This is a genomic window from Methanomicrobium sp. (assembly GCF_055145805.1).
On sequence record NZ_JBSREC010000044.1, the window covers coordinates 1 to 12,657 of the forward strand.

Sequence of the window (12,657 nt, forward strand, 5' to 3'; positions counted from 1 at the left end):
CACTTCCAAAGTGCAACTTAAAAGACCGGCAATCTGCGAAGCATCAGCCAATCCATTAGTAAATGATGAAAAGCTTCTCTCTAATAATAGTAGTTTGCACCAAAATTCAGGAACGGAGAAGAGGTCGGTTGCACTAACGTCTCCGGGTGCTTCTTTGTGTGTTTCCAAAATCAGTGCAAACAAGGTTGAGAAAAAGCCGGAAGCTGCCGGAAATAGTGAACGGAGTTGCATAAACACGCCGTTGGTTTGCACTGCTCCGGTGCAAGTCAGTGTAAACCAGTGCAAAAGTGCAAGCGTAAATGGATTCACTCTGCCGCTGCCGGGCGTTATGTGTGCAGCGGATTTTGAGAGGGTGAGTGTTGAGCTTGGCCGGTGTGGTCTTTGTGATGAGGGGAAGGCTTTGTTTAGATCTTGTGATCTGAAGCTTGCAATTTGTGAGAAGTGTTACGGGAGGCTTTTGAGGGAGGAGAATGAGAGGGAGGGGGTGCAGTGACCATCTCAAAAATTGCGGGATCAATTAATAATCCTTATAGCCCTTCCCGGCAGATTATTTGTCAGCAAAAAATAATGAATGAAAAGTATATTGCACTTGATATGTTCTCCGGCGCCGGCGGCCTTACCGAAGGGTTTATACGGCAGGGATTTGAATTTGCCGGACATATTGAAATGAATGAGGATGCCTGCAAAACCCTTGAAACACGTCTGATCTATCACGAACTGATGAAATCAAAGAAGAATGAAAAAATATACAGGGATTATTATCAGGGAAAAATCAGCAGGGATGAATTCATCAGTCGGGCAAAAGACTGCGGTGCAGGTAAAGATCTCATTATAAAAGAACCAATCAGCGATGAAACAGAGTCCGATATAAAAAAGAGAATAAAAAATTATCTGCGTGATAATTACAACGGGGCAAAAACTGTTGATGTGATAATCGGAGGGCCTCCCTGTCAGGCCTATTCCATGGCCAGGCGTGGCAAGGAAAATAAGGCAGAAAAGGACGACCCGAGAAACTTTCTTTATGAGCATTATATCAGTTTCCTGAAAACATTCGAACCGGATTTCTTTGTTTTTGAAAATGTGCCGAGAATCAGAACTGCAAAAGACGGAACAATTTATTCTGATATTTTTGAAAAATGTCAGAAGGCCGGATATAATATACACGGAGATACTCTTATTGCATCTGATTTTGGTGTCCTTCAGAACCGGAAAAGAATTATTCTAATTGGATGGAGCAAGAAATGCAAAAAATGCTGTTATCCTAATTTTAAAAGTAATCCCTCAGAGGACACAGTCTGGAACATCCTAAGTGACCTGCCAAAAATTCAGGCCGGTGAAGGTGATGATTCATTCCTGCCATATCCAAAAGGTGTCTCTCTAAAATATCTTAAAAAAAATAAGCTTGAGGGAAATTTCGGCGGTGTAAGGCATCATTTCGCAAGGCCGCACAATGATCGTGACCGTGAGATATATCGCGAAGCCATCAGAAAATGGGATGAAGGTAAGGGCTCCCGTCTAAACTATAATGATCTTGCTGATGAACTAAAGACCCACAAATTCCGCGAAGGATTCCTTGACAGATTCAAGGTGGTTGACGGCAGCGGATATTCACATTCTGTAATTGCCCATATCTCAAAAGACGGCCATTATTTTATTCATCCTGACATAGAACAGGCAAGATCACTTACTGTAAGGGAAGTTGCAAGACTCCAGTCTTTTCCGGATGATTATTACTTTGAGGGGAGCAGGGGGCCAAAATATACACAGATAGGAAATGCAGTACCCCCGCTGATGGCAGAGGCAATAGCAGATGAGATTAAAAAAATGCTTGATGCGGAAAGGGAGAGAAATAACCCTGAAGAAAGAAAAAAGGCTGAAATTTGAGTAATCGTATTTCAGGATGATGATTTAATACTGTCAGTTATTCTTTGAATTATTAAGTCAGGATTTTTCCTGACCTCATGCTCCCAGAATCTTAAAACAGTCCAGCCGGAATCCTCAAGCTCATTTGTAATTTTTATATCCCTTTCAACATTTCCGTTTATCTTTTTCATCCAGAATTCCGTATTTGTTTTTGGTTCCCGGAAACACTCAGGGCATTTGTGCCAGTAGCAGCCGTCAATGAATATCGCTATTTTGTATTTTGTAAAAACGATGTCTGGTTTTCCGGGCAGATCATAATGAATCCTGTATCCCCGAATGCCTGTCTCCCAAAGTTTTTTCCGGATTTTAATCTCCGGTTGTGTGTTTTTGCCCTTTATTGCGGACATATTTCTTTTCCGCTGCTCCGAGGTGAGGACATCAGTCATTTCAGATATTCCATTTGAAATGAAGGAGCATTAACCCTAGCTAAAATAATATGGGAATAAAAAAAATAGATAAACTTTCAGCAATGCTGTTGCTTGAATCGTGACAAATTATTTCAGTTTATTTCTAAAAAATCTAATTCTAAAGTGTTTATAAAGGAGGAGGAGCATTATCTTAAATTAGGACTCTTTAGTATGGATAATACCGATTATGATGTTGTAAACCCTGATGTTGCTGTGATAATTGGATCCCTCCGGTCAATGGGATATTCTCTTGAAATGGCTGTAGCTGATGTAATAGACAACAGTATTTCCGCCAATGCTTCTGATATCTATTTTGAAACTGATTCCGAGGGGAATTTTATGATGATTTCCGACAATGGTGAGGGGATGTCAGAAACGGAAGTTGTCGAAGCTATGAAATTTGGTTCAAAAGACGTTAAAGATGAAAGAAAAACCGGAGATCTTGGCAGGTTTGGACTGGGATTAAAAACCGCATCGATTTCTCTATGTAAAAAAATCACTCTTGCATCCAAAAAAAGGGGAGGCGAAATTTCAATCAGGCAGTGGGACCTGGATTATATTCAAAAATATTCTAAAAATTCTTCAGACTGGAGATTAAAAAAAGTTTCCATCTCCGATTATTCAAAAATCTCCGAATCACTCGCAAGATTTGAACAAGGAACGGTTGTTTATTGGGAAGATTTTGATAGGGGCCTGCAAAAGTCTTCTTCGGAAATAACTAAAGACTATAAAGAATGGTATGGGAATCAAATAATAAAAATTATCAGACATCTTGAGATGGTTTTTCACTGGTATATTTCTGATGAAGATTTTATACTTCATATTCCCCCTAATAATCAACCGGCTCTGGCCTGGGACCCTTATATGAAGACTATTTCGGATCCACTTCCCGAGGAGCTCCAGATACAAGGTATTGTCGTTTATCCATATGTCCTGCCGCATAGATCTAAAATAACGGAGGGTGAATATGAGATGTCAGCCGGACCATTAAAATCGTGGAGCAGGGCTCAGGGATTTTACGTTTATCGTGAAAAACGTCTGATTACCGCAGGAAGCTGGCTAGATCTGGAACCAGGATTTGTCAAAGGGAAAGATACAGATCTGGCAAGAATTAAGCTTGTTTATAACAGTAAAAATGATGTCGAATGGACTCTGGATGTGAAAAAAAACGCTGTTAAAGTACCCCGTCGCTATCGTAAGGATCTAAAAAGAATTGCCAGGAATACCCGTGACAGAGCCCGTAGTGTTAAATTACACAAAGGGAAAATCCCACGACGAGAACATCCTGGTGATTACACATTCCTATGGGCAACCACAAAAAACAGAGACGGGAAGGTTAGATATAAAATTAACCGTCATCACCCGTTGATTGATAAACTCAAAACAGAACCGGAATCGTTTGGGAAAGAAGAAATTAATGCCCTTCTCCGGATGATCGAAGAATGTGTCCCCACACAGGGGATTATTATGCAGGAATATGCTGATCCAGATTCCCCCCCGGAAGCATTTGAGGATACCGGGTCAGACGAACTTAATCAGCTTTTAATGGCAGGTCTTAAAATTTGGAGAAATACAGAGATGTCACTAGACGAAAAAAAATCTATGCTCTGCAATATGGAGCCATTTTCAGAATATCCTGAATTTATTGATAATTTCCTCAGAGGGGAACTATAATGCCCATGGATTACGATGAGTTTCGTGCAAATGTTGTAAATAATTTACTCAATCTTGAGGGAGGAACATTTACAGAGACCGGCATTAGTAATACGGTTAATCTTATGGTTGAGGTTTATGAAAAACAAGGTTCACTTAAACCAGGAACTGTTGATCCGGAAACTCTTATAACAGATTTATCACAGCATTTCATAACCTGGAGAAATTATGGTGATCCGGAGATTTTTGAGGGAAATAATGAAGAACATGAGCACTGGTTAAACGAAGAATATATTGAACAGCATGAATGGAAGTACTGGGACAGGTATAAATTGAATCTTTCTAAAGGCGGCTTATCCCAATATGCCATAGATAATATTGACACAGTAACAAAAGATGTGTTATCTCGACTGGAAAACCCACATCGACATGGTGCATGGGACAGGAGAGGAATGGTTGTCGGTTATGTTCAATCGGGAAAAACCGCAAACTACACAGGGCTTATATGCAAAGCTACTGACGCAGGATACAGACTGATTATTGTCCTTGCCGGTCTTCACAACAATCTTAGAAGTCAGACACAAAAAAGAATAGATGATGGATTCCTTGGATATAAGACCAGTTCAGGTAACCGGATTCCGATAGGTGTCGGTCAGATATCTTCCAAACTAAAAAGCTTAAATAATATCGATCACCCTCAGAGAATTAACTGCTTGACATCAGGTGCTGAGGACGGTGATTTTAAAACGGCATCTAATAATATCAGTATGTTTGCCCAAACACCCGTGTGTCTTGTCGTTAAAAAGAATAGTTCAATCCTTGAGAATGTTCTATTATGGGCAAACAGTTTATCCGAAGACAATTCGGGTGAGGGAAAGGTAACAGATGTTCCCCTTCTGTTGATTGATGATGAAGCTGATAATGCCTCTCTGAATACCAAGAAATACCTGACACCGGAAGAGCAGAAGGAACAGGACATCTCAACAATCAACAGGCTTATCCGCCAGATACTGGTTAAATTTCAGAAATCCGCATATGTGGGATATACCGCGACTCCTTATGCCAATGTTTTTGTTGATCCCCAGGCAAGATCCGATGCAGCAGGGGCAGATCTTTTTCCCCGAAATTTCATTATCACTATGCCGGAACCACCGGGGTATTTCGGTCCCTCACAGGTATTCGGCCATGAACCTGAAGGTGATGTTATCAATACATTTGCCGGTATTGAGAACGTTTCGTTAGAGGATCAGAATATACTAATTCCCTTAGAAGAAAGAAAAAACCCGTTATATCAGCCAAAAGAACTACCTCCATCTCTTAAAGAGGCAATCAAATCATTTATTCTGGCCTGTGCTGTGCGTGAAGAAAGGAATCAGAAGGGCAAAAAACGGATTGATAATTCAATGCTTATCCACGTAACCCGCTATACCAAAACCCAGGGGCTTCCTATAGGTATCGGACGTGACGTCCAGAGCGGTATCCTGAAACTTGTGAATATGGAAATTGACGTACTTAAGAAACTTCTGGGAATCGGAGATAAAGAAACACTGGATGAATTCAAAACATTATGGACTGAGAAATTTGCACCAAAGTCAGCACAGATTAGGGCAATTATTCCTGATAAATTATGTACGGAGATTTCATGGGATACTGTCAAACTCAGACTTGCTGATATTACAATGAGAAAAATTAAAATTAAGGTAATTAATGGTCAGGCAAAAGACAGCCTTGATTACTCCGAACATCCTGAAGGGTTATATGTAATTGCCATTGGAGGAGACAAACTTTCACGGGGTCTGACACTGGAAGGACTGACAACCAGTTATTTCCTCCGGACAGCAGGGACTTACGATACATTATACCAGATGGGCAGATGGTTCGGATTTAGACCAGGTTATGTTGATTTATGCCGTGTTTATACTACAGACGATATAGTTCAGAAATTCCGTGTGGTTAATATTGCTGATAAGAATTTAAGAGATCAGTTTATCCGGATGGATGCTGTTAGCAGAACACCCGAAAATTATAATCTTAAAATTATTCAGACAGATTCACGCTTTAGAATTACTCAACAGAATAAAATGCGTGCAGGAAGGAAAAAACAGGAAAACCCCTACTCGGGAAATCTACAGCAGACTTACAAATTTAAAGTGTCACAGGATGTTATTAATACCAACTTCTCAGTCATTGACAACTTCATCATTGCATTAAATGATCTGCATAAACCTGAAAAAGTTAATGGAAATTATATCTGGAAATCCATTCCTTCTGATATAATTTTAGACCACATGCCACATTATGTCCCCCACCCTGAGCAGCAGGAACTGGGCATTCCACTTTATGAGTATATTAACACCCAGAAGAATCAGGGAATACCTGAATTAACTAACTGGACAATTGTTCTTATTAATAAATCGTCTGAATCTGAAAGGAGAGAAATCATAGGCGGACTTCCGGTTAATCTTACGATGCGTAATCCCTCTAAAGATCCCATAACAAATACCATACCAGATCCAGAAATCCTCGGAGAATATTCCTACAGTAAAAACAATATTTTGAATGACGCTTCCGAGGAAGGACTTGACCTGTCACAGCGTGAGATATATCTTGCTTCTGATCGGATGAGAGATGATTACAATGCAGGTATAAACAAAAAACATATTAGAAACGAGCCCGTCTATGGAAAACCAAGCGGTTACTATATCAGAATGGTCAGACCAGTTACGGACGGACTTCTTCTGATTTACCCGATTACCTGGAAAAACAGATCACAAGAGAAAAAACCGGTCTTTGGAATTGCTTATAGTTTTCCATTAAGTAATACAGCTCTCTCCACAGAATATATTGCTAATGCAATAGGTCAGGAAGATGAAAATGATTTGTGATAAATCAACATGGGAAGAGCTCGAAAAAAATGCTCGAAACCACCCTGAAAATCCAAATGCTGAGTATTATAAAGAACTAACCCGTGTCTCTTCATGTTATGTTTACAGCACATTAATTCCACATGAGCACAAGTGGGGCCTGTTTATACGCTATCCTGAAAATACTGTTAACAGATTACCTCCCCCAACTGCAAAAGGATTTGAAATACATCTCTCAAAATCACCTAATGCTCCTTCTTTTATGGAGTTGACTATCGTTATATCCCAGGCTGATTTCAATGATATTTTTGTCACATTCTGTCAGGATCTAATCAGAATAATCAATCAGATTGCAGATCCTAAAGAACTCCTCGATGCAACTATTGAACACCTGAACAAATGGCAGGAATTTATGGCAAAAATGAAACCAGATGCTCTGGAACCGGCTGCACAACGAGGATTATTTGGGGAACTTCATTTTCTTCAGGAATATCTTATACCACAAATTGGAGTCACCGAAGCAGTTAGGGCATGGTACGGACCGGAAAAAAATCCTCAGGATTTTCATCTTCCTTCCGGTATTGCCATAGAGATTAAGACCAGTAAGGCTGAAACACCGGTTATTCACATAAATAATAAACACCAGCTTGACGAAACAGGTCTGAAAGCTCTTTATCTTCTTCTAACAGAAGTTAATGAAACTGGGGGAAGTAGCCTGACTTTAAATAATGTTGTGGACAGGATCAGGGATTTATGTTCTGAAAATCCTGAAGCTGCACTGGAATTTTCGTCTCGTCTCATAATGGAAATGGGATACCTTGACAAAGACCGTGAGATTTATTCAAAAACAGGTTATGCCATTCTAAGGGAACGTATATATCATGTAAAAGGAAATTTCCCCCGCCTCATAAAGGGAAATCTTCCAGAAACAATAGGAGGGGTAAAATATACTCTTGATCCAGAAGTCCTGTCTTCATACCAGGTTGAAAATGAGAAATTCAAAACTCTTCTTGGAGATGAGAACTGATTATGCCTGAAAATATACCTTTAAGTTTTGATGATTTCCGAACTACCCTAATTAACAGGGTGTCTGAAATTACTGAAGAAACAGATGAATCGGCAAAGATTGTTTATCTTCAAGAAATTCTCGAGCAGTATAATGATATTCATCAGGTGTGGGACACAGAGCCTGATTATTATCAGGATAACAGAATACAGGGATCATTCCATACAGAAGACTGGGATCGAATAGATATATTTATTTCAGAATTCCACGGACAGAATACATTTTTTCTGGGATACAATAATCTTAAAAAAAACAGAGAACGGTTCAACACAGCGATGCGGTTAATTGAGTCCGCATTTGAAGGTAAATATTATGATATTGAAGAAGCGAATGAACTCCATGACTTCTCCAAGAGTATATTTGAGCACATGTCCGAAATAAGGACTATCAGATATTTCCTTGCAACAGATTTCCCATATATATCTGAAAAAATTCCTCCTATAAAATCTGATAAAATAATTACTGAATTTCATCTTTTGACTCTGGAGAATTCTTATGATCTGTTCTGTTCTGAAATATACTCTACAGAATCGGGAAAACCTCTGATAAATACTATTGATCTGGTAAATGAGTTTGACGGGGCCAGTATTCCATGCATACCTATAACTTTTTCAAATCCGGATTCTGTTGAATATGATTCATATCTTGGATACATGGAAGGCCAGCTTCTCGCAAAACTATACAACAAATATACAGAGAAATTACTTGAGGGTAATATCCGTGTTTTCCTTCAGAATAAAGGTGCAGTAAACAAAGGAATTAGATCCTCCCTAAAAAACCCTGTTGAAAAAACACGGTTCTTTGCCTATAATAACGGAATCTCGGCAACTGCAAATTCGGTTGACATAAATTATGATGAAACTGGAAAATGCCGGATAGAAAAAATCACAGGGATACAAATTGTCAACGGAGGACAGACAACAGCCTCGATGCATAGTGCAATGAAAGACAGGATCGATCTTACCGGAGTATATGTCCAGTTTAAACTTACTGTTCCAAAAAAGGAGGAGTCCCTTAATATCCTGAATCCGAAAATTGCAGAATATTCCAATAGTCAGAATCAGATTAAAAAGGCAGATTTCTCATCTAACCTTCCATACCATATACGACTTGAACAGTTATCACGTTCATTAAATATTCCGGATTCTGATACTTTCTGGTTTTATGAGAGAACCAGGGGAAAGTATGGGGAGGCAAAACGTATATATGTCAAAAAACGAGGTGAACCTAATTTTGATGTCAGATATCCCTCAAATAAGAAGATCACTAAATTAGAACTCGCTTTATATGCCAATTCCTGGAATCAATATCCTAACTATGCGGCAAAAGGGGGAGAAAAAAATTTTGTCAAGTTTATGGATTTAATGAAGGATCCCGAAGGGAATATTGCTGTTTTTCCCGATGAACGATATTACCATGAACTCGTAGCCATGGCAATCCTGTTTAAACGTACGGATTCGCTCAGATTAAAGGATGCAAAAACAAGTGATTACGGGACCTCATATAAAAGACAGATCGTAGTATACACACTATCTCTGATGTCATATTTGACAGAGGGTCGTTTAAACCTGATAAAAATATGGGCTGATCAGACAACTGGAAAAAACCCAAAACTCAATGACGCAATTGAAGATTACATCCTATCACTTTCAAAAGTTGTTGAATATCATATACACCACCCTCCTGTATCACACAGTAATAAATCAGAATGGCCAAAATACGAGGGTTGCTGGACCAGTCTAAAAGACAAAACCGAACGACATATCCCACCACCAGAAAACGTACAACAACTATATCTATCCCCTACAGAGGTTGAGGATAGAAAAAGATGGTTAGAATCCCTTTATCATCCTTCTGGAGATGAACAATCAGAACTCTCAGATGATATTCAGAAAACTGCTACATCAACGGAAACCAATTTGTCTAGGGAATCAGAGAAGCCGGAAACCCAAGAGAATGCTCTAAGTAAAATTTAAAAAATTCACAGAACATATGCTGAAAAAGAGGTATAAAAATATGTATTGTTATTGGAATTTCTGTGAAGACTTTTCCTTACCTCCTCAATTCCACATAACTCATCCTCCCGTGAACCCCATCCTTCTTCACAAGATCAACAAGCCGAAGCTCCTCTAATTTCTTAATATATTCAAAAAAGTAGGTATAACCTATTTTCAGTTCATCCTTAGCACGCCGCTGCACCTGTCCTGATGTAACGCCGGCAGCGTCTCCCTTCTCTAAAGATTCCTTTGTCATCTTTCCTATAAGCTCAAAGAGCTGCCTCTCGCCGTTCTTTAAAGTCTTGACAGTCTCATTCACATGAACATCCTTTGAAACCGAAAAGGCCCGGCTTACATCCTCCTCAGTAACAGATGTCCTGGCATCATTCTCGGCAATCATCACAGACCGCTTAATAAGATCAAGGCCTACCCGGAGATCTCCTATCTTCATTGAATAGTCAACAATCAGATCAAGGATATCCCCCGAGATAACATTCGGATAAACACCCTGGAGGATTCTGGCCTGATAAATATCGTACATCTCCGCTGCCGAGTAAGGCGGGAAATATACTTCAGAAGGTCTGAATGACGACACAACTCCGGCATTAAGGCCGTCTAAAATATTCTTATGAACATCTGACAGAACTGCAAAAACTCCGATTCTGACTCCCTCAAATTCCTGATGAAGCCTCAGAGCAGTGAAAAGTGTAGTGTTCATCGCACTCTTACTGCCCATGTAATTAACATCATCAAGGCAGAGAAGAACAACTTTATTCTCTTCTGCAATCTTTTTTTGCAACGGCTGCAACGAGGTTCTCAAAAGACAAACCTGCGGGTGAAATTTTAGTGTCGGTAACCTTTCGATAAACTTTCGAATAAATCGAAAACGGAGACCTCTCAATCTGGCAGTTTACATAAACAGTGACAAGCCTTTTTGTGTGCATCTCTGCCTCGGAAAAAAGTTTTCTGAGACATGTTGTTTTCCCCGTCCCCGGAAGCCCCCTGCATATTGTGTTCACCGGCGAACACCCCTTAAGCGCCGGTCTCAGATTATATGAAAGCTCTCTTATCTGCTCTTCCCTGAATAAAAACCGGTCAGGAATATAATCAGATTCAAAGGCTGAAAGATCCCGAAACAGTGTCTCTTCCCCATTTCAACAACTGATTCATATTTTCAGGTCACTTTTAAGAGCAGATAAACCTGCAGGCGTTTTACTTTCAGACCGCCCGCGGTGGATTTATTGTGTGCAGTATTTTTGCGGGTTAGATAGTTAAAAGGCGCACTGTGGTTAAAAAGAAGTCTTTAGGTTTGGGTTTTTTAAAAATTATAGAGATGTTTTTGCCTGCATTTTCTCCTCAAGGATCTTCTCAATCATCTGTTTTAGCAGGTCGGGATTTTTGCTGATGTCTTCTGCCATCTCTTCAATGGTTGCTGTTGCTTCATCGGTGAATGATCGTCCGCAGCGGTTGCAGAATTCGGCTTTCGGCGGGTTAATCGTCATGCACTTTGGACACATTACCGGTTCAAGTGCATGGGTTTCCTTTTCGTCTTTTGAAACGATTCCATAATTTCCGAGAACCTCACGGTCGATGTCACGTCCGGTCAGGTGTGCGTATGTCTGAAACATTGGTGTATTGATGTTTCCCCACATCATGAGCTTTATTACTGATTCATTCATCCCGTCATTGATGAGGTGTGTGATTCTGCTGTGCCTGAAGATGTGCGGTGTTATGTGTTTCTGAATACCTGTTCTTATCCTTAAAGTGTGAAGGATTTTCATTACAGTGCCGTGGTTAAACGGAGTTTTTTGCTGAGTGATAAAGACGAGGTTGTTATCTTTCGGTTCAAAGGGATAGTCCTGGCGCCATGCCAGAAGGTAAGGTTTTGACATAACTATCCGGACATATCTCTGCTTACTGCATTTTGTATCTTCAACTGTCAGAATGATTCCATACTCGTCAAACTGTATTCTTCCCCATGTGAGCCGGCCGATTTCTCCGATTCTGCATCCTGATTCATAAAGAAGTGCGATTAATGCCCGGTCTCTTGAATTTGTGCAGCCTGAGAGCAGCGTCTCTATCTCTTCTTTTGAAAGCATCTGTTCAGGAAGTTTTGTGCTGAAGTTTGCGCTTGGCGGTTTTATTTTGTTTATTTTTTCTTTCGGAAGATCATTATAGCCATTTTCAATCATCCAGAGGCTGAATCTTTTCAGAAACATGACGTAGTCATGAATTGTGTTGGCCTTGTAAGGCCTGTCCCTGCTGCTCTTTGCTGTTTTGAGATCTGAAATCGCTTTGTAGATATCAGAGATTTTTGCCTCTTTGTAAGGACAGATGAAACGTCTCCATGTAATGAGAGCATAAATTATTTTGTTTGTTCTTGCAAGGCCGATGTTTTGTGATGCCTGAAGCTCGGATATAAATTCATAGATGAGATCTAAGTCATACTGGAGAATCTGGCCTTCTGTGAGTGCCCGTTTAATTGACCGGTCTGCATAGACTGGCTTGACGTAATGAAAATTACTGTCGGTTTGGGTGGGTGCTGTGGTACTTCCCATGAAAGAAAGTTCAGAATATGAATATAAAAGAGTTATGGGGGGGAATTGGACATGATGTCTGGAAGCCTCAGGAGGGAATTGAACCCCCGACCTGCTGATTACAAATCAGCCGCTATGCCGCTAAGCCACTGAGGCGCTCTACTAATGTTGGCTGTTTACTATAAAAAAGATGACGTTTTGCATCTGCCA

At 40.0% G+C, this 12,657-nt stretch carries 9 protein-coding genes, 1 tRNA gene and 1 pseudogene; 6 read left to right on the forward strand and 5 right to left on the reverse strand.

All coding sequences use genetic code 11. From position 1 onward, the window contains the following. Together ACTB1O_RS03425 and ACTB1O_RS03430 are read left to right on the forward strand one after the other, a co-directional pair. Positions 1 to 493: pseudogene (locus ACTB1O_RS03425) on the forward strand (hypothetical protein); the annotation flags it as partial. Between the two features lie 74 nt (positions 494 to 567). Further along, positions 568 to 1,884 carry a DNA cytosine methyltransferase gene (locus tag ACTB1O_RS03430; RefSeq protein ID WP_462993742.1) on the forward strand — a complete coding sequence of 439 codons (1,317 nt, stop codon included), beginning with the start codon at positions 568 to 570 and terminating at the stop codon, positions 1,882 to 1,884. A gap of 11 nt (positions 1,885 to 1,895) precedes the next feature. Here the strand turns inward: ACTB1O_RS03430 and ACTB1O_RS03435 are convergent, their stop codons facing one another. Beyond that, positions 1,896 to 2,309: a very short patch repair endonuclease gene (locus tag ACTB1O_RS03435; protein WP_462993743.1), complete on the reverse strand. Its 414-nt coding sequence runs from the start codon at positions 2,307 to 2,309 to the stop codon at positions 1,896 to 1,898. 192 nt (positions 2,310 to 2,501) lie between these two features. Between ACTB1O_RS03435 and ACTB1O_RS03440 the strand changes: the two genes are divergently transcribed. Genes ACTB1O_RS03440 through ACTB1O_RS03455 form a run of 4 tightly spaced genes read left to right on the forward strand, consistent with a single transcriptional unit; the run spans position 2,502 to position 9,889 of the window. Then, positions 2,502 to 4,004, forward strand: coding sequence for an ATP-binding protein (locus ACTB1O_RS03440; RefSeq protein WP_462993744.1), 1,503 nt, complete (start codon positions 2,502 to 2,504; stop codon positions 4,002 to 4,004). Further along, the gene (locus ACTB1O_RS03445) at positions 4,004 to 6,868 is read left to right on the forward strand and encodes a Z1 domain-containing protein (RefSeq protein ID WP_462993745.1); all 2,865 of its coding nucleotides are present in this window, start codon (positions 4,004 to 4,006) and stop codon (positions 6,866 to 6,868) included. The genes ACTB1O_RS03440 and ACTB1O_RS03445 overlap by 1 nt, the downstream gene beginning before the upstream one ends. Beyond that, a complete protein-coding gene (locus ACTB1O_RS03450; RefSeq protein ID WP_462993746.1) occupies positions 6,858 to 7,874 on the forward strand; it encodes a PD-(D/E)XK motif protein in 1,017 nt (338 codons plus the stop codon). The genes ACTB1O_RS03445 and ACTB1O_RS03450 overlap by 11 nt, the downstream gene beginning before the upstream one ends. Before the next feature lie 2 nt (positions 7,875 to 7,876). Next, positions 7,877 to 9,889: an AIPR family protein gene (locus tag ACTB1O_RS03455; protein ID WP_462993747.1), complete on the forward strand. Its 2,013-nt coding sequence runs from the start codon at positions 7,877 to 7,879 to the stop codon at positions 9,887 to 9,889. 76 nt (positions 9,890 to 9,965) lie between these two features. Here ACTB1O_RS03455 and ACTB1O_RS03460 read toward each other — a convergent pair whose 3' ends face one another. From ACTB1O_RS03460 to ACTB1O_RS03475, 4 genes are all read right to left on the reverse strand, one after another. After that, positions 9,966 to 10,709, reverse strand: coding sequence for a Cdc6/Cdc18 family protein (locus tag ACTB1O_RS03460; RefSeq protein ID WP_462993748.1), 744 nt, complete (start codon positions 10,707 to 10,709; stop codon positions 9,966 to 9,968). Beyond that, positions 10,681 to 10,929: an AAA family ATPase gene (locus ACTB1O_RS03465; RefSeq protein WP_462993749.1), complete on the reverse strand. Its 249-nt coding sequence runs from the start codon at positions 10,927 to 10,929 to the stop codon at positions 10,681 to 10,683. Before ACTB1O_RS03465 ends, ACTB1O_RS03460 begins: the two co-directional genes overlap by 29 nt. 306 nt (positions 10,930 to 11,235) lie before the next feature. Next, a complete protein-coding gene (locus ACTB1O_RS03470) occupies positions 11,236 to 12,468 on the reverse strand; it encodes a tyrosine-type recombinase/integrase (RefSeq protein ID WP_462993750.1) in 1,233 nt (410 codons plus the stop codon). Positions 12,469 to 12,531: 63 nt separating this feature from the next. Next, a tRNA-Thr gene (locus ACTB1O_RS03475) sits at positions 12,532 to 12,603 on the reverse strand. Between the last annotated feature and the right edge of the window lie 54 nt (positions 12,604 to 12,657).

Coding starts and splice junctions, on each gene's coding strand:
- ACTB1O_RS03440 (WP_462993744.1), top strand. CDS start 2,502: ATGGATAATACCGATTATGATGTTGTAAACCCTGATGTTGCTGTGATA.
- ACTB1O_RS03450 (WP_462993746.1), top strand. CDS start 6,858: ATGATTTGTGATAAATCAACATGGGAAGAGCTCGAAAAAAATGCTCGA.
- ACTB1O_RS03435 (WP_462993743.1), bottom strand. CDS start 2,309: ATGACTGATGTCCTCACCTCGGAGCAGCGGAAAAGAAATATGTCCGCA.
- ACTB1O_RS03445 (WP_462993745.1), top strand. CDS start 4,004: ATGCCCATGGATTACGATGAGTTTCGTGCAAATGTTGTAAATAATTTA.
- ACTB1O_RS03455 (WP_462993747.1), top strand. CDS start 7,877: ATGCCTGAAAATATACCTTTAAGTTTTGATGATTTCCGAACTACCCTA.
- ACTB1O_RS03430 (WP_462993742.1), top strand. CDS start 568: ATGAATGAAAAGTATATTGCACTTGATATGTTCTCCGGCGCCGGCGGC.
- ACTB1O_RS03470 (WP_462993750.1), bottom strand. CDS start 12,468: ATGGGAAGTACCACAGCACCCACCCAAACCGACAGTAATTTTCATTAC.